Source organism: Nostoc sp. MG11 (assembly GCF_014904695.1).
Taxonomy (GTDB): domain Bacteria; phylum Cyanobacteriota; class Cyanobacteriia; order Cyanobacteriales; family Nostocaceae; genus Komarekiella.
The window spans coordinates 39,038-57,243 of the sequence record NZ_JACXXN010000017.1 but is presented as its reverse complement, the minus strand read 5'-3'; the positions used below and the strand labels follow the sequence as shown (position 1 = coordinate 57,243).

Annotated in this window: 14 protein-coding genes and 1 pseudogene; 9 read left to right on the top strand and 6 right to left on the bottom strand. The window is 42.7% G+C overall.

The window, feature by feature from the left end; all coding sequences use genetic code 11:
- Position 1: 1 nt before the first annotated feature.
- The 4 genes from HCR01_RS22040 to HCR01_RS22025 all read left to right on the top strand — a co-directional run bounded on the left by HCR01_RS22040 (position 2) and on the right by HCR01_RS22025 (position 5,168).
- Positions 2-574 (top strand): hypothetical protein, encoded by a 573-nt coding sequence (locus HCR01_RS22040; RefSeq protein WP_193198211.1) that lies wholly within the window; start codon positions 2-4, stop codon positions 572-574.
- Positions 575-721: 147 nt separating this feature from the next.
- Positions 722-1,981: an MFS transporter gene (locus HCR01_RS22035; RefSeq protein WP_193198210.1), complete on the top strand. Its 1,260-nt coding sequence runs from the start codon at positions 722-724 to the stop codon at positions 1,979-1,981.
- Between the two features lie 135 nt (positions 1,982-2,116).
- Positions 2,117-4,027, top strand: coding sequence for a biosynthetic-type acetolactate synthase large subunit (ilvB, locus tag HCR01_RS22030; protein WP_193198209.1), 1,911 nt, complete (start codon positions 2,117-2,119; stop codon positions 4,025-4,027).
- Between the two features lie 115 nt (positions 4,028-4,142).
- Positions 4,143-5,168 (top strand): GNAT family N-acetyltransferase, encoded by a 1,026-nt coding sequence (locus tag HCR01_RS22025; RefSeq protein WP_193198207.1) that lies wholly within the window; start codon positions 4,143-4,145, stop codon positions 5,166-5,168.
- A 250-nt stretch (positions 5,169-5,418) separates the two neighbouring features.
- Here HCR01_RS22025 and HCR01_RS22020 read toward each other — a convergent pair whose 3' ends face one another.
- From HCR01_RS22020 to HCR01_RS22010, 3 genes are all read right to left on the bottom strand, one after another.
- Positions 5,419-6,123, bottom strand: a complete 705-nt coding sequence (locus HCR01_RS22020; RefSeq protein WP_193198204.1) for a class I SAM-dependent methyltransferase — start codon at positions 6,121-6,123, stop codon at positions 5,419-5,421.
- A gap of 108 nt (positions 6,124-6,231) precedes the next feature.
- On the bottom strand, positions 6,232-6,912 hold the full coding sequence (locus HCR01_RS22015) for an NADPH-dependent F420 reductase (protein ID WP_193198202.1): 681 nt from the start codon (positions 6,910-6,912) through the stop codon (positions 6,232-6,234).
- Positions 6,913-7,197: 285 nt separating this feature from the next.
- A complete protein-coding gene (locus HCR01_RS22010; RefSeq protein ID WP_193198200.1) occupies positions 7,198-8,184 on the bottom strand; it encodes a catalase family protein in 987 nt (328 codons plus the stop codon).
- Between the two features lie 376 nt (positions 8,185-8,560).
- Here HCR01_RS22010 and HCR01_RS22005 point away from each other — a divergent pair, with 376 nt between their 5' ends.
- Positions 8,561-9,202 (top strand): Uma2 family endonuclease, encoded by a 642-nt coding sequence (locus HCR01_RS22005; RefSeq protein ID WP_193198199.1) that lies wholly within the window; start codon positions 8,561-8,563, stop codon positions 9,200-9,202.
- Here the strand turns inward: HCR01_RS22005 and HCR01_RS40835 are convergent.
- Positions 9,193-9,345, bottom strand: a pseudogene (locus HCR01_RS40835) (ABC transporter substrate-binding protein); the annotation flags it as partial. The gene HCR01_RS22005 and the pseudogene HCR01_RS40835 overlap by 10 nt on opposite strands.
- A gap of 281 nt (positions 9,346-9,626) precedes the next feature.
- Between HCR01_RS40835 and HCR01_RS22000 the strand changes: the two are divergent.
- A complete protein-coding gene (locus tag HCR01_RS22000; RefSeq protein WP_193198198.1) occupies positions 9,627-10,385 on the top strand; it encodes a YebC/PmpR family DNA-binding transcriptional regulator in 759 nt (252 codons plus the stop codon).
- Between the two features lie 262 nt (positions 10,386-10,647).
- Here HCR01_RS22000 and HCR01_RS21995 read toward each other — a convergent pair whose 3' ends face one another.
- Positions 10,648-10,860: a hypothetical protein gene (locus HCR01_RS21995; RefSeq protein WP_193198196.1), complete on the bottom strand. Its 213-nt coding sequence runs from the start codon at positions 10,858-10,860 to the stop codon at positions 10,648-10,650.
- Positions 10,861-10,961: 101 nt separating this feature from the next.
- Between HCR01_RS21995 and HCR01_RS21990 the strand changes: the two genes are divergently transcribed.
- The 3 genes from HCR01_RS21990 (at position 10,962) to HCR01_RS21980 (ending at position 16,122) form a co-directional block, all read left to right on the top strand.
- On the top strand, positions 10,962-12,227 hold the full coding sequence (locus HCR01_RS21990; RefSeq protein WP_193198194.1) for an FAD-dependent hydroxylase: 1,266 nt from the start codon (positions 10,962-10,964) through the stop codon (positions 12,225-12,227).
- A gap of 546 nt (positions 12,228-12,773) precedes the next feature.
- Positions 12,774-13,655 carry a 2OG-Fe(II) oxygenase gene (locus HCR01_RS21985; RefSeq protein ID WP_193198193.1) on the top strand — a complete coding sequence of 294 codons (882 nt, stop codon included), beginning with the start codon at positions 12,774-12,776 and terminating at the stop codon, positions 13,653-13,655.
- Positions 13,656-13,938: 283 nt separating this feature from the next.
- The gene (locus tag HCR01_RS21980) at positions 13,939-16,122 is read left to right on the top strand and encodes a transglycosylase SLT domain-containing protein (protein ID WP_193198191.1); all 2,184 of its coding nucleotides are present in this window, start codon (positions 13,939-13,941) and stop codon (positions 16,120-16,122) included.
- Positions 16,123-16,262: 140 nt separating this feature from the next.
- On the opposite strand, the gene HCR01_RS21975 is transcribed toward HCR01_RS21980, so the two are convergent.
- Positions 16,263-18,140 carry a ShlB/FhaC/HecB family hemolysin secretion/activation protein gene (locus HCR01_RS21975; RefSeq protein WP_193198189.1) on the bottom strand — a complete coding sequence of 626 codons (1,878 nt, stop codon included), beginning with the start codon at positions 18,138-18,140 and terminating at the stop codon, positions 16,263-16,265.
- Positions 18,141-18,206: the final 66 nt, after the last annotated feature.

The window sequence follows — 18,206 nt, the reverse complement described above, 5'->3', positions numbered from 1 at the left end:
AATGAGCATAATCATTTGCCCTGGAATCAATGAACCAGCTTTAACTGAAAGCTTTATATCGGGATGGTTAAATCTATTTTCTGATAGCTCAATCAGTCAAAATCCAGTGAATATACTAGTTTTTCCGGGCAAAGGATTTTTGGCTTTATCAGCATTTCATATCTTGCAGTTTTTGCGCGATCGCTTAGGCAACAATCTAGAATCACCAGTTATATTCATTAGCTTTAGTGCCGGTGTAGTTGGGGCAATAGGAGCAGCGTATTTATGGCAGTTATTGGGCGGTCGTGTCAAAGCATTTATTGCAATAGATGGGTGGGGAGTGCCACTTAGGGGTGATTTCCCGATTTCGCGGATGAGTCATGATTATTTCACTCATTGGAGTTCTTGTTTGCTGGGTAGTGGGCAAAATAACTTTTATGCAGAACCAGCAGTTGATCATTTGTCAATGTGGCGATCGCCACAAACTGTACAAGGCTCGTGGGTAGACTCAAAAATGGAGATTTTTCCACCCAGAGGTCGTCTAACTGCGGCTGAATTTTTGCATATGCTGTTAAAGCGCTATGAAGCAAATTAGTCCGGAAAACAGAGTTAGTAAGCAGGAGTGAGAAATAACGAGTTAAGGTTCATTTGTCATTTGTTAAGAGTCAAAAATTATCTCCCTCTGCCCCCTGCTCCCCTGCCCCCTTCTCCATCTACCCTAGTCACTATCCTAAAGTATCTGATGTTTCCAACAGAACCCGCTGCTGTGAATAATGGGTTTGGCACCCTACTAAAAAATCGTAGTTTTATGCTCCTGTGGATGGGGCAATTGGTTTCCCAGTTAGGAGATAAAGTCTTCTTCGTTTTACTGATTGCTTTGCTGGAGAACTATCCACACCCTCCTGGGGCGGAAAACTCTATGTACTCCACTTTAATGGTGGCATTTACAGTGCCAGCAATCTTATTTGGTTCAGCAGGTGGCGTGTTTGTTGACCGCTTCCCGAAAAAACTAATTATGGTCGGCTCTGATGTGGTGAGGGGGCTAATGACACTGGCTATTCCTTTTTTCCCCAAAGAGTTTATTATTCTGTTGATATTTGCTTTTATCATCTCTTCTGTGACGCAGTTTTTTGCGCCAGCTGAACAAGCCGCCATCCCGCTTCTGGTAAGAAAAGAGAACTTGTTAGCAGCTAATGCACTCTTTAGCAGCACGATGATGGGAGCTTTAGTTATTGGCTTTGCAATTGGAGAGCCAATATTGAGTGCGGCTAAAGCTTGGCTGGGAGAAGATTATGGTCAAGAGCTTGTAGTCGGGGCGTTGTACCTATTGTCTGCTGGGATGATGCAGCCAATTAATTTTAAAGAAAACAAATCTATTAGCGAGACTCAAGCGGTAATCCATCCTTGGGCTGACTTTAAAGAAGGCTTGCGCTATCTCAAGAAAAACCGATTGATTTTGAATGCCATGCTGCAATTAACAACTTTATATTGTGTGTTTGCAGCATTAACGGTGCTGACGATTCAATTAGCAGCAGAATTTGGTTTAAAAGAAAAACAGTTTGGCTTTTTCTTAGCAGCAGCAGGGGTAGGTATGGTATTTGGTGCAGCAATTTTGGGTCATTGGGGTGATAAACTGCATCACAAACCCTTGCCCTTAATTGGATTTTTAATGATCGCGCTAGTTTTAGGAGTGTTCACTTTTACCCATAATCTATTTTTGGCGCTTGTGCTTTGTGCATTTTTGGGTGTAGGTGCTTCCCTAATTGGCGTGCCTATGCAAACTTTAATTCAACAGCAAACGCCACCGATGATGCATGGTAAAGTATTCGGCTTTCAAAATCATGCTGTCAACATTGCTCTATCCGCACCTTTGGCAATTACTGGCCCATTAACTGATGCTCTGGGCTTGCGAGTTGTGCTTGTAGGAATGAGTGTTGTGGTTGTAGTTGTCGGTGTTTGGGCTTGGCGAAATACTCGCAGAGTCTTGCAAGATGTTATTTAATCAATTTAGGATGATAGTCTAGCTTTATATTTAAAATAGTAATTTTTGTAAGGATTTGATTGCACTTTTCTATTAAAATGAAATCTTAACTACAGAATTTCAGCATTAACTTTAGCTATAGTCTGAGGTTTGACCGTGCGATCACAAAGTGTCTCCGTAGGAGATTTGCCTTCCCCAATTGCTCCACAAACTGAAAATCACAAGCAATCTCATACTTCTAACCCGCCAGTCGTGCCCAAACGTGCATCTGGCGGTTTTGCTCTGCTTGATAGCCTTCATCGCCACGGCGTTGAGTATATTTTTGGTTATCCAGGTGGGGCGATTCTGCCGATTTACGATGACCTGTACAAGGTGGAAGCAACTGGTGCTATTAAGCACATCCTGGTGAGACACGAGCAGGGTGCAGCCCACGCCGCTGATGGCTATGCCCGCGCCACAGGAAAGGTAGGCGTATGCTTTGGTACATCTGGCCCAGGGGCGACTAACTTGGTGACAGGCATTGCTACAGCCTACATGGATTCGATTCCGATGGTTGTGGTTACAGGGCAGGTATCACGTCCAGCGATTGGGACAGATGCGTTTCAAGAAACAGATATTTATGGGATTACGCTACCGATTGTTAAGCACTCTTATGTAGTGCGTGATCCCAAAGATATGGCGCGAATTGTTGCCGAAGCCTTCCACATTGCTAAGACTGGGCGTCCGGGGCCAGTTTTGATTGATGTCCCCAAGGATGTGGCTTTAGAAGAATTTGACTATGTGCCAGTAAAGCCGGGTTCAGTAAAGTTACGTGGTTATCGTCCCACGGTGAAGGGGAATCCCCGGCAAATCAATGCAGCACTCCAGTTAATTACTGAAAGTCGTCGTCCCTTATTGTATGTGGGTGGGGGTGCGATCGCAGCTGGTGCTCATGAAGAAATTAAACAACTAGCTGAATTATTCAATATTCCTGTCACTACAACGTTGATGGGGATCGGTGCTTTTGACGAACATCATCCCCTAGCTTTAGGAATGTTAGGGATGCATGGCACAGCCTACGCCAACTTTGCCGTAAGTGATTGTGACTTACTGATTTGTGTTGGTGCTAGATTTGATGACCGCGTTACAGGCAAATTGGATGAATTCGCCTCTCGTGCCAAAGTAATTCACATCGACATCGACCCGGCAGAAGTTGGCAAAAACCGCGTTCCAGAAGTGCCCATCGTCGGCGATGTCCGAAACGTGTTAACTGACTTGTTGCATCGATGTAAAAAAACAGGTGCAGCAGGTACACCAAATCAAACGCAAGAGTGGCTGAACTTAGTCAACCGTTGGCGCGACGAGTATCCTCTGGTAGTGCCAGAGCATGCCGACAGCATCTCACCGCAAGAGGTGATTGTAGAAGTCAGTCGTCAAGCACCTCACGCTTTCTACACCACAGATGTGGGACAACATCAAATGTGGGCAGCACAATTCCTCAAGAATGGCCCAAGACGCTGGATTTCTAGTGCAGGGTTGGGAACGATGGGATTTGGCCTACCTGCGGCAATGGGCGCTAAAGTGGCATTTCCTGATGAAGAAGTTATTTGTATCAGTGGTGATGCCAGTTTCCAGATGTGTTTGCAAGAACTGGGTACGCTATCACAGTATGGTATAAATGTCAAGACTGTAATTATCAATAACGGCTGGCAGGGGATGGTGCGCCAGTGGCAACAAGCCTTCTACGGTGAGCGTTACTCATGCTCAAATATGGAAGTAGGAATGCCAGACGTAGAGTTGTTGGCAAAAGCTTATGGGATTAAGGGGATGGTGATTCGCGATCGCCATAATTTAAAAGATGCGATCGCCGAAATGTTAGCACACAACGGCCCGGTGCTGGTGAATGTTCAAGTCACCAGAGATGAAAACTGCTATCCAATGGTAGCCCCTGGTAAGAGCAACGCTCAAATGATCGGCTTGCCTAAGCAGCCACCGAAAGCCGCAGTAGAGCCAGTTTATTGTAGCCACTGTGCTGCAAAAAATCCTCCTACCCACAACTTTTGTGCTGAATGCGGCACTAAATTGTAGAGTTTTGAGTTGTGTGCTGAATTGAAAATTCAAAATTAAGAACTTATAACTTTGAGCGTGCAACTTACAATTTTGTTGCACGCTTTGTTTTGCGTATTTTGTTAAAATTTTTGGCATGGTAGAAGAATCTGCCAATGAGTATAATTTTTTCCACCAAGGGGGTGATACCTATGATGACTTTAAAACAGCAAACAACTATCGCTACACAATTAGGAGATTCATCATGGATATTCGCCCTATTTGCCGTGAAGAACTGGAAACCTTTGCTAGTTTCAGCGAGCGTGCAGATTTAAACGAGCATTTTCTCACTTATTTGAAAGATATGTGGGAATTAGGCTACGTCCGCCCAGAGTGGTGTTTTGTCGCCGAGGAAGCAGGAAAGTTCATCGGACGTATTGTCTACTGGTCATTGCGATCGCTTGACAAGCCTATGCTTATTGATATCTTGGAAGTACCTTGGAGCCAGAAATATATTGAGGTTGGTACAAACCTCCTGCAACAGAGCTTGGTACAGTTGCACCTTCAAAGCGTAGAGTATGACCTCGATAGTACATCCTCAGACTTTACATCACTACAGAAACGAATTGAGCTTTTTGAACACTTTGGCTTCTCTCTGGAAAGGGAAACTATCCGTTTTGAGTGGAAAGACACTCAGACTCAGATAGCGCCATTAAATCGACTAACTTTCCGTTCTATTGATGAAGTCGGTGAGGATGCTTTTATTAACGCTATCATCCAAGTATCATCACAGACTTTAGACCGTTCAATTTTGCACAACCAAGCGAAACTCGGTCAAGAGCAAGAAGCAAGAGAACGTTTCAAGTTATTAAAAGCTTTGAAGTATCAACCTACGTGGTGGCAACTAGCTTACACTGATGAACAGTCTCTCGTTGGTTTGATTCTGCCAGCAGAGAATGATGGTGGGCCAATCATCGGGTATATCGGTGTAGTACCAAAACATCGCGGAAAAGGCTACGTCAACGATTTGCTGCTTCAAGGTACACTCACACTCAAGTCCAACGGTGCTGCACGCATCCGTTCTGATACCGATATTAATAATGCACCAATAATCCGCGCCTTTCAAGGCGCTGGATATAAACAGTTTGCCTCCAGAAGACAATACCATTATTTAATGAGGTAACAACTTCTGGGCTGAATGTAACACAAAGCTGAGATCTTTTTTATCTAGAAGGCAAATTACAGCAGTTTTCAGATAAATAGACCACAGTGATGACTCCCAACATTAAATTTATGGTTCTGAAGAATGAGAGTGCCCGCTGGAGGTGATGTCTAGCTTGAAAAGTTCAGAGTCTCTTTCAGAAACACTGCCAGAAAGGGTAAAGGACTATGAGGGCTGTTATGTCTCCATCTAATCAATGGTCTTCATTCAACTATCCTTTAAATGCCATCCAACCACCTACCCACAGCCCAGTGTAGAAGCGAATCGCGTGGTTAAAACCTGCTTGTTGGAGTAGTTCTAAAATTTTCGCTTCTGAGAGTGGATAAACTCTGCTGTTGAAGTTTTCTAGGAGTTGCTTCTGCTTATCCTCAGACAATCCTGTTTCTTGCCAATAGGCTTGAAGTGTAGCAATAGTTTGCTCTAATTCAGGGCTTCCTTTTGTACCAAAAACATCAACTAAAATAAACAGTGCCGATGTTTTTAAACGTTGAGCAATGCCTTTTAGGAAAGCAAGTTTAGCATCTTCACCTGGGATAAAATGCATGACTAAAATGCTAGTGGCTGCATCATATACGGGATCATTTTGTAAATCTTGAACATATCCTTGAATGATTTTAATACGTTGAGATAGTTGATGTTGAGTTATTTTTTGTTGGGCGATCGCCAGCATCTTTGCTGAAGGATCAACACCCAAAAATTGCCACTGGGGATTACTTTGCCCCAAGCGAACTAACTCCATTCCCCCACCAGCACCAACAACTAATAAATTTGCTGTTTCTGATAAACAGGAGCGCAAACAAGCCAGCACAAAAGTATGCATCACTTCATAGCCGGGAAGTGCCAGACGTGCCATTTGCTCGTATTCATCTGCCGCAATCGGTGAATTGGTATCGAAATCTATGATTTTATTTGACATACTTTTCTAACTCAATTCAATCTGGAACTTGATATAGGCTTTGCAAACAACGTTCCAAAGCCTGTATCAGGTTTCTTCAAAACGTCTACTCGAATTACCAGGTTGGATTCAATGAAGATTAGAAGTCTGCCGTCTACCAAGTCGCTGTTGCTGGGCTTGTGGGAGAATCTTAACCGAAATTGTGGCATGGGGATTTTGAAGCTGACTGATGAGTAGAAACCGGATAAAGTCCCCAACTCCCTCAATCATGCGGGCATTACGTAACGCGCCACAGTCTACAGGGGCAAAGCCAATATCTTTGGCTAAAGACATCACCACTTGCCTTGCTTGAGCATCATCTCCCGCAACAAACACAGAAACTTCATAGTCTTTGAGGGGTGTGGGTGCAAGTTCAAAAACTTCCTGTGCCATTGTATTGAAGGCTTTGACGACAAGAGCATTAGGAACTTCTGCTGCTAGTTTCTCCGCCAGGGATTGCACAATTGGTGAAAAGGCAAATCCTTCTGGAATATCAAAGTTATTGCAGTCAATAAGGATCTTTCCTGACAACACTTCTGTTGAGGAGAAGACTTCAACCGGATTCACGCCTCGAACACTGTAGAGTAGTACATCTCCAAATATGGCTGCCTCATCGTTTGTACCGCCGTTTGTGCCATGTCCGGCAAGTTCAGCTACAGCTTTACCTTTCTCTAAATCGCGAGCACCAAAAAACACATTATGTCCTTGTTCAGCCCAGAGAATACCGAGCGATCGCCCCATATTACCACTACCGATAATACCGATTTTCATAGCTGAGAATCTATTTGAGGTGCATGAATAATATACAAGGGAAGAGTGCATTAGACCTCTTGCACGAATATCTGAAAATAAGAATTTTAAGGTTCACGCAGAGGCGCAGCGAAAAGTTCTGTAGGCGGGTTTCCCGCCGTAGGAAACTTTTCAAGACAGAGGCGCAGAGAGTAACGAGAAATTTATCTATTTGGAGTTCATAATCTGATTCATGCAAGAGGTCTATTAGCTATATTTGGCTTAGTCTAGTCTATTGTCGCAAGCCTCCCACTAACGTACCCTAAATTACGAATTATTTTGACCATAGGGCTGAGGTTCTCTCAGACGTTGCTGAATATGCTCACGGCGATTCCGAGTCGCTTCTTGGTAAATCTTCTTACGAGCTAAATTCACTGCACCGAGTGGCTGATGTTCAGGCAATGTATGCCAAGGTGTAAATGATAAACCCTCATCTAATCTTTTGCGTTCCTCAGTATCAAACACTTGACTAGGAATCTTAATTGTTGCCACTTTAACAAACGGCGAGTCTGTCTGTTGCCACTCAATTGTCGAGTCTTCAATGGGAGTTTTCTCATCATTTACATACATCTGAATCAGGAAGTCAAAATAAGCATCCTTGCCTTCAGTTGTAAGATGTTTAACTATTGCTTCCCGCAGATAGTTTTCTGAGTCAGCGGACGAGGGAGAAATCTCGTTGTCAGAATGGGGGCGTACACAAAACTTGATTGCTTGGTTTCCTAGTTGATAGGAGGTTGTACTTCCATACTGGATACTCAAAGGACTAGAAACTTGCTGTGCGCTCATCTTTGCCAATAAGCCAAGCTCGTATGACATCGAAGCTGGATCGAGTTCTCCCTTTTGTAACTTGGCGAGGTTAACATAACCTTGCAGATCACGCAGAAAAAAGATGAAACTATTGACAAGCACAAAATCCTGGGTTTTTTCTTCATCATCCAGAACTTTTTCACCTTCGACATTCATTAGCTTAATTGCCATACCACGGACATCAGGCTGTTTATCAGACTTGAATTTTCCTCTTTCTTCCAAGCCACCGCCATTAGAAAAACGAATCCAAACAGGATAACTTCGTACAGTTTTGAAAACACCAATTTGCAATGTATCAGGAAGATTTTCTTCAATAATAAATTCTCCCCAAACCAAGCCGTGACTTTTAGGGTGAAGTTGTCGGAGATCGGGCCCTTTCTCTTCTTGCTTTGCTAAACTATCTGCCAAAATTGCGTTGATAATGGCTTGTTCCTGTGGGTTAGTCATATATGGTTTCCTAAAAATACAATGTAAAGTTTAACAGGAAGAATGAGTTTGCGATGGGCTACGCCCCGCCGTAGGCGATCGCACTTTCACAATAATTTTTCTATTGAGATAATATCTAGATTTAATCCTTGCTACGATAGGGTTTTAGTAACGTGTTCAAGAATAGCGTAGGTTCTTGAGGGGTCAAGTCGCTTCGCTCCAATTAAAAATTATTAATTAAAAATTGCAATCAGCGAAAAGTTCTGCGGAGAGAAGTTGCTCTTGTGGGTTTCCCTCCAAGCAAACTTCAAAGAAGGCAACCCTGGGCAGTAAACCTGTAGAAAGGATATTGTGGAGAGTTTCCAGCTAAAATAATCATAATTATTAGAGGTAATTTATGAGCGAAGTCCAAACAAAATTACCAACTGATAGCTGGGCAGTAGCTAGTTGGGATGAATATATCCAAGCAGTCGAAAATCCTGCCTACGAAAAAGCCAAGTGCTACTACCACAATGGACACATGAGGGTTGAAATGCCACCAGTAGGAAATGATCATGCTAGCGACCACGGAATTATTATGTATGCAGTTTATCTAATTGCCAGCATCAAAGGCATTGCTTTAAATGGCAAGGATAACTGCACCTACCGAAAAACAAACGTTAATGAAGCTCAACCTGATGTCTCTTACTACATTGGCGAGAATGCTGATGTTATTCCCTATGGCACTTCTATTATTAACTTAGACATCTATCCACCCCCAACTTTAGTTATTGAAATTGCTAACACTTCACTGGCTGATGATAAAGGCGAGAAACGGTTAATGTATGAGGATTTAGGAGTGCAAGAATACTGGATTGTAGATGTCCAGAATGTGCAAGTTATTGCTTTTGCTATAGAAAATCAAGGTAGTAGGCGGATTACTGAATCTCAGGTATTGCCTGGATTGGCAATTTCCCTACTAAATGATGCATTGCGGCGGACTCGTCAGATGAATCAAAGTCAAGTTGGTGCTTGGTTATTAACCCAATTTCAGGGATAATCTTTGAAAATCAAATTTAAGCGCTGCTGGGTTGCTTGTAATGCGTCTGAGGGTGAATTTTTACCCAACAATACAGATTCTATTGCTCGACCTAAACTATCCGAAATCCGATTGTAACCAGGAAAAATAGGACGCGATTGCCCCTTGATTCCCACTCACCAAATCGCCGCCACCACTCCACATAAACGGCAACCAGGTGAACACTGTAAATTTTCCCTTCCCCAATCTATCTGCACATCACCATTGACATCACGAGTTAATTTCTTCGCAACTTGCCGAAACTGTTCCTAAGTGCGGAGTAATTCAGTGAGCAAGAGTCAGAGTTTTTGCAAGCGAATATCTACAATTGAACTAGTACGCTTTTGCATCTAAATAAAAGCTAAGTATATCCTAGCTTTGGATAGAGTTTTGATAATTTCAGATTATGGCAGGACATAGTAAATGGGCAAATATTAAGCGCCAGAAGGCGGTAGTAGACGCAAAAAGGGGAAAAACCTTCACCCAGTTGTCTCGCGCAATTATCGTTGCGGCGAGAAGCGGCGTACCAGATCCAGCGCTTAATTTTCAACTTCGTACGGCAATTGACAAGGCAAAAGCCGCAAGTATCCCTAATGATAATATTGAACGGGCGATCGCTAAAGGTGCAGGTACTTTTGGCGGTGAGAACTCTAGTCTCGAAGCTATTCGCTACGAAGGTTACGGCCCTGGTGGTGTAGCGATTTTAATTGAAGCCCTCACGGATAATCGCAATCGTACTGCTGCTGACTTGCGTGCAGCTTTTAGTAAAAACGGCGGGAATCTTGGTGAAACAGGTTGTGTTAGTTGGATGTTTGACCAAAAAGGCGTTTGTGTACTGGAAAAAGTGATTGATGAGGAACAGCTTTTAGAAGCATCCCTTGAAGGCGGTGCTGAGTTTTATGAGATGACTGAAGATGAAACTGCTGAGGTGTTGACTGAGATAGCAAATTTAGAAATACTCAACCAGACGTTGAAAGATAAAGGCTTTAAGGTGACTGATGCTGAATTGCGCTGGATTCCCAGTAATCATGTGGAAGTCACTGATCCAGATCAGGCGCGATCGCTTCTCAAGTTAATTGATACTTTAGAAAGCTTAGATGATGTGCAAAATGTAACATCTAACTTTGAAATGGCAGAAAATCTTATGGCTCTAAGTATTGTGTAGTCAGAGATGTGTAAATCAATTAAAGTTTGTAGTGAGTTAGCGCGGTCTTCTCTCTTCGCGTAGCGTCTCGTAGAGAAGGGGAGACGCCCGCCGTAGGATGCCCAAAGGGCTGTAGGGCGATAGCGTTCGCGCAGCGTCTCGTAGAGAAGCGGTAGCGAGTCATCGAGCGTCTGGGGGTTTCCACGCCACTTGCTACCCTACGGGAACGCTAAGAGCGAACAAGTCGGAGAACCCGCCCAACGCAGTGGCTCCCCATGAGCGACTAACGATAGCGTAGCGTAAAGCCTGCGGCATGGCTACGCTTAGAGCGACGTAGCGGAAAGTCTGAGCGCCGTTGAACGGCGATCAGAACTTTCCAAGAGAGGAGCGTCACCCGTACCCCTACGCTTAAGCAAGCTACGCGCAGCGTCTCCGTTAGGAGAAGGGTAAGGACTTTAGTCCTGATAATCTTTGTTTTGAGCGATGAATCGCTCACTACGAACTAGAATTCATAATCTATTGTTTAGCTTTCCAGCTTGCTCAAGGAGGCGCGATCGCGTAAAAATAATAGTTAAGATGCTGTAATTTATCTTTACAATGGCGCGATCGCAGCTTGAGCAAATTTCCCCGCAACAAACACCGCAAGACTTGCGGGGATATGAATATGATTTGGTAATTGTTGGCGGTGGGATTATTGGGTTAACCCTAGCTGCTGCCTTAAAAGATTCTGGCTTGAGTGTACTGCTGATTGAGGCGAAAGTGGCATCAGCAGCCGTAGCCAAAGGGCAAGCCTACGCAGTTCACATGCTTTCGTCGCTAATTTACCAGGGAATTGGCGTTTGGGATAAAATGCTGCCTCAAATCGCCAAATACTGCCATGTCCGCCTTTCTGATGCCGATTATTCTGAGGTAGTGGAATTTGCCACAGCGGATATAGGTACATCAGAGTTAGGTTATGTGGCGGAACACCAAGCGCTATTGCAGCCGTTACAAGAATTTGTGCAAAGTTGTTCAAATGTGACTTATCTATGTCCGGCTGAGGTGGTGAATACGCATTACCAGAAGGACATAGTAACGATAAATATCAAAATTGTTGAGCAGTTACAAACAGTTAAGAGTAAATTACTTATAGCAGCAGATGGAGCGCGATCGCCTATTCGCCAAGCTGCTGGTATTAAAACACATGGCTGGAAATATTGGCAGTCTTGCATCGTAGCATTTGTTAAACCAGAAAAACCCCACAACAACACTGCTTACGAAAGATTTTGGACTAGTGGGCCGTTTGCCATTTTACCTTTACCAGGGAACCGCTGCCGCATTGTGTGGACAGCCCCCCACGCAGAAGCACAAGCTTTATGTGGATTAAATGATGAGCAATTTTTGGTAGAATTAAGCCGCCGTTATGGCGATCAGATGGGGAAGTTGGAATTACTGGGCGATCGCTTTATTTTTCAAGTGCAACTTATGCAAAGCGATCGCTATGCCCTTCCTCGATTAGCATTAATTGGTGATGCGGCACATAATTGCCATCCTGTCGGCGGACAAGGTTTAAATTTGGGTATTCGGGATGCTGCTGCTTTGGCACAAATCATCCAAGCAGCACACAATACGGGCGAAGATATTGGCAATATTAAAGTCCTCAAACGCTATGAACGTTGGCGTAAGTTGGAGAACTTAACAATTTTAGGATTCACCGATTTGTTAGATCGGATGTTTTCCAATAACTTTCTACCTTTGGTAGTAGTTCGTCGCCTGGGTTTATGGTTTTTGCGGCGAGTACCTGTGCTAAAAGTGTTTATGCTCAAATTGATGATTGGCTTGAAAGGGCGTACTCCAGAATTAGCAAAGAGACGTTACATGTGACGTCTTTACAGGGTTTCTGAAATCTGCTGTATATATTTACTAATCTGATTGCTGAAGCGATCGCTTTGATGATTACTCAGTAGTTTCAGAGAGTATTTAGAAAATAAATTTTAACTTTCTAAGGTGTCTTATTGCGGAGCATAACGCCAAAAAAAACTTTGAAATTTGTAGTTTATCGAACCAGCTTGACTACTTTTATCCCACTTAAGATAGATATCAATAATTATGATTTAGAGAACGTCGTTTGGTATTTATCAAGAGTAATACTTTTCAGGACTAAATAAAAATACTCAACGTAAATTTGAAATTTACTACAATATTAACTACTTACTTCTAACAATCTACATTTAGAAGTATTTTCTAATTTAGCTAAACCAACTAAAGTAATAGCCGACAACACAAAAGATAATAGAATTAGTTTGAGAAGATAAACAATTAGACATAAAATTATTAAGATCGCGTAAATTCTTAATGTCTTAAATAAATAATGATTTCTAAACTAGCGAGTAATAATATTTAGCTATCTACAAATAAGTTCTAAACAAGATGAAGGCAATTATCAAAAAGGTTGGTAATCGAATCTTAGAAAACCTTTATCGAATTCCATTGTTGAGCAATCCGGCTGATCTTGCTTATCAAGCAGCAATGGCGAAACATGTTGATGCTCTACCCATCCTTTCAACAACTGACCTAACTTTAGTTGAAACTCTTAAAGCTGAAGGAATTGTTGTAACTTCCTTAGCATCACTTTCAATTCTCTCTACTCCGCAAATGTTAGAGGCAGCACAAAGCTTGATGCTAGACATTCCAAAAAGCATTTCTGGGAATAAGAATGAATTCATTATTCATGCTACCTCTGAGCAAATGATGGAACACCTAGAAATCTTTCTCTGGGGACTCCAACAACGTTTACTCAATGTTATTGAGACTTATCTTGGTTTACCAGTAGCCTATCATGGTTCTTATTTTCGTAGAGATATCGCTAATCAAGTCCAACAAAAATCAAGGCTGTGGCATTTAGATAAAGAAGACCGAAAAGTATTGAAAATTATTGTTTATTTAAATGAAGTAAATGATGATGGTGGTCCTTTTCAATATATTCCTCAATCTTTTTCTGCAAAAATAGCTCGCTCTTTGAGATATAACTATGGCTACATCCAAGACAAAACTATGCAACAGGTTATATCACCTTTAAATTGGAAATCTTGTACAGGCCCTTCTGGTACTGTAATTATTGCTGACACGGCTAATATCTTTCATCGGGGTAAAATACCTATATATTCAGATAGATTTACAATATTTTTTGACTATACTTCTAGAACGCCAAAACACCCATTTTATTGTCAATCTTCTCTAAATCAGAATAATTTGCTAATAATTGCTCCAAAGCTTTCCGAAAATCAAAGACGATGCATTTTCTGGCGATGAAATCGGAATTAAGCCAAGTGTGGATCAAGCTAAAAATGTGCTTCTAGTTACATGAAGTGTGTTCAATATCAACTAGACGTAATTTGAAAATTTTCCATTATATACCAAAGTATAGATGTAATGGGATCAAGTTTGCGGCAAAAGCTAGGCACTGGCAACAGTAGGGTTGAAAATTAGAATTTTTCTACATAAAATTAAAAATCGAAAATTAAAAATTTCTAACACTGACGGCCAGGAGTGCTAGAGTTTCAGGAAATTGATCGGAAATTTTCAGCGGGTATCAATGCTGAAGAAACTACAGAAAAAACAAATTTCTATAATCGCTGGTGCGGCACTGTTTGCCTTTTTAGCTGGGGCAATGGTATCGGCACCTGGGATTGGCAGATCCTTGGGGCAATGGCTCAAAATTGGTAAAAATCAGTCTGAGCAGATATCTGAGGCAAATAAAGCCAAATCAGCCGTATTTCCACTGATATCACAATCCCTACCAGAACGGGCAGCTAAACTGGCAACGATCGCCCAATCGCGATCGCCAGACCGGGAACGGGCCCGTTATCTTTTGGCGAGTGATTACATTGAAAGAACACAAGCAAAAAAAGCGCTAAGTCTACTGGAAGGTCTGGAAAAAGACTATTCTCTTTTAGCGCCCTACATTTTGCTCAAACAGGCACAGGCACAAGACATGCTGGGTGAAGATGGCAAAGCCTCCGATCTCAGACAACAAGTACTGAAACGGTATCCCAAAGAACCAGCCGCAGTTAAAGCCTTGTATTTGATCGCCCAACCGAAGCAGCAGGAACAAGCGATCGCCCAATTTCCATCTAATCCCCTTACCTGGGAGATTATCCGTAAACGGTTGCAAGATAATCCCAATCAGCCAAAATTAAAGTTAATTTTGGCAACACATGCCTATGACCAACCAGGCATAGTGGGCGTGTTGGATCAGCTAGTCAAACAGCCTAACCTCCAACCTGAAGATTGGGAAATTATTGGTACAGGCTACTGGGAGAACAATCAATTTCGCAAAGCGGCGACTGCTTACGCTAAAGCACCCAAAACAGCCCGCAACCTCTACCGTACTGCACGGGGGTTACAGGTGGGAGGCAAAGACCGGGAAATTGCGATCGGTACTTATAAACTATTGGTGCAGCAATTTCCAAAAGCCAAAGAAACTGGGACAGCCCTACTGCGCTTAGCAGAAATGGCAACAGGTAAAGACGCCTTACCTTATCTTGATCAGACAATCAGTCAATTTCCTGAACAAGCTGGGACTGCACTGGTACAAAAAGCCAAAATACACCAAGCCCTCAAAGATCAAAAGTCGGCTAACGCGGCTTGGGAATTACTCCTGGCTAAGCACGGAAATTCTAATGAGGCGGCAGAATATCGCTGGAAATTAGCTCAAGATAAAGCCAAAGCCAAAGATTACGTAGCCGCATGGCAATGGGCAGAACCAATTACCACCAACAACCCCAACAGTATTTTGGCTCCAAGAGCTGGCTTTTGGGTGGGTAAATGGGCAACTACACTAGGGAAACAGCAGGAAGCTCAAACCGCCTATGAGTATGTGATTAGTCAGTTTCCCTACTCTTACTATGCATGGCGTTCTGCAACAATTTTGGGGCTGAACGTCGGCAACTTTAACGATGTTCGCCAAATGAACCCGGAAGTAATCGCACCCCAGCGTCCAGTACCTACCGCTGGTTCTGAAACCTTCAAAGAATTGTATTTGCTAGGTCAAGACCGCGATGCTTGGTTGCAATGGCAAACAGAGTTTAAAAACAAAATGCAACCAACAGTAGCAGAGCAATTTACCGAAGGATTGATCCAGCTAGCAAGGGGAGAAAATCAATCAGGAATTGACAAGATATCCAAATTGGAAGACCGGGAACTACCTGAAGAACAAGCTCAATATCAAGCTCTGAGCAAACAAAGCACTTACTGGCAAGCCCGTTATCCATTTCCCTATTTCCAGCAGATTGAAAAGTGGTCTACTGAGCGCCAACTCAATCCCTTGCTAGTTACTGCCTTGATGCGTCAAGAGTCACGCTTCCAGCCTAAAATCAAATCTATTGCTGGTGCTACTGGCTTAATGCAGGTAATGCCAGACACAGCTAAATGGATAGCTCCCCAAATTAAGTTGGATAGCAAAACAATTGACTTAGAAAATCCTAACGACAATGTGATGCTAGGTACTTGGTATTTGGATCATACCCATCAGCAATATAACAATAACTCCCTGTTGGCGATCGCCAGTTACAATGCAGGCCCCGGCAATGTCTCTAAGTGGCTACAAAATCTCACTAAAGAAGACCCAGACGAATTTGTCGAAGATATTCCCTTTGATGAAACCAGAAATTACGTGCGTCAAGTATTCGGTAACTACTGGAATTATCTCAGACTTTACAACCCTGAGATTGCCGGCATAGTAGCAAAATACTCGGCTCAACAACCAAAGTTGCCGTAGTCATGTTGTTGAATTGGGGGAATGGGGAATGGGGAATGGGGAATGAGGAAGAATTTGCTTATTCCTGCGTTCAAATAAGAGTTCTAACTCACCCTTTTATGAAAAACCTACACCTGTGAGCTCCTGCCCCCCTGCCTCACTTATGGTTGATAGCGAATACTAAAGTAAAAACCCTCATCCTGGGCATTATTACCCTGATCGCTTAGTTCGATAAATGGAATTCCGTAATCGAGCCGCAAACTGAGGCGATCAATTCCCATAGCCTGATTCCACAAGAATCCTAAACCTGCACTCACAAGAAATATTTGATTGGGTAAGTTGTTGGGGTTATTAGACTGATTCCATACGGCTCCCATATCCAAAAATGGCGCAAGCTGAATTGTGGGTAATCCTGATGCATTGCGTAGCACTGTCATCCGATCTTCAACCGCGAACCGAAATCCATTATCTCCAGAGCGAGCATTTTGTCGATATCCCCTTACAGACTGTCCGCCACCAATGACGAATTGCTGGGAAGGTAGTAGGCTATCTGGTGTTAGTTGCAAGTCTGCTTGGATAAGCAACAAGTGATCGTCACTGAGTCGCTGCACACGCTGTACTTGTCCTAGCCAACTGAAAAAGCGTCCATCAGGAATTTGGTCATTATTGATGGTGGCATCAAATAAATCAATGCCAAGACTAAATTGCGATCGCAGTAACCATGCACCTTGAGGTTCGCGCTTAACATAGTCTTGACCAAACTTAATCACACTGGTGCGGCTAACCCCATCTTTGTCAGGGCCAATGCCAAAAGGGGTTGGAAGTTGATCAAACAGAAAAGTTTGACCATTTTGATAAGTAAATCCTAAAGAAAGAGCAAACTCTTGTCTAGGCGATCGCACTAACGGTTGCCGATAATTGATTTCATATAAATCCTGATCTGCCCGAATTCCTAAATCATCAAATGCTGGCTCAGTGATTTCATTGCGATTGAGTGCAGCTCTAATCTGCACCTTCCCATTCATAGCGTTAACAGGAATCTGATAACTGAAATCAAACACATCAGAACCACCTGAAAGCGAATGGTAATAAGAGCCTGCTAATTCATCGCCCATTCCAGTTAAATTGCGATCGCGTAGTTCTATACCCAATCTTTCAGCACCAATGCTAGGAGGCGAATAGTTATCTACGCTCAAGCTAACACCCAAAGAGTTAGCCTCTTGAACTCTGACAATGAGCGCACTTTGACCAACCTTACCAGTTGGACGCAGACTGGCTTCTACATTGTCAAACAGCGGATCGAGTCGCAATAATTTTAGTTGTTCTTCGAGCTTACTGGTATTAAAAGGGATACTGACACCCAGTTTGACTCGACTGCGTATATAAGAGGGATTTAATCGTCGCGTTCCTTCGATTTCAATCTCTGTCAAACGTCCTTCGAGGACACGAATGATTAACACATCTTCTGTAGCACCAGACGGTTGAATGTATGGAATTGCTCTGGAATTGATATAGCCTTTATTCAGATAAAGCTGAGTGACGGCATCTGCGACTTTTCTGATTTCTTCTAAAGTCAAATCCCGTTCTTCAAAAGATCGCACAACTCGATTAAAGTCGTTTTCATTAAAAACCGTACTATCTAAAACCTGAATTTTACGAATACGAATGCGATCGTCAAGCGGCTTAGAAAAAGTATTGCTTGGTTCTGTGGGTGTTTCTGGTTGTAGTGTGAATAACTGGGGGTTTTGTACAGGTTGATTGGGATTTAGTGTTTGTGCTATGAAATATTCTGAGTGATTAATATTGTGAGCAAAATTAGAGATAAAAATATCATGCTCGCTCGCTGTTGCTCTTAGTCCATTTACAATAACAATCCAGACCACAGGTAAAATTAGCAAGCTGCACTTGAAACTGCAACTGTAATTACTGGGTTTAGTATTTTCCAGACTCCGCCAAGTATCAAACTGATGAGATAAATAGATCATTCTTTGCCGAATATGAACTTCAGCCTTAACAACAGTTTCCGTTCCTTTTCTCATTTCATTTCGGCAAGGTGCTTGATCTAAGACTTGGCTAGTTGAGGGGCTGCTAGATCCTCAACTTCT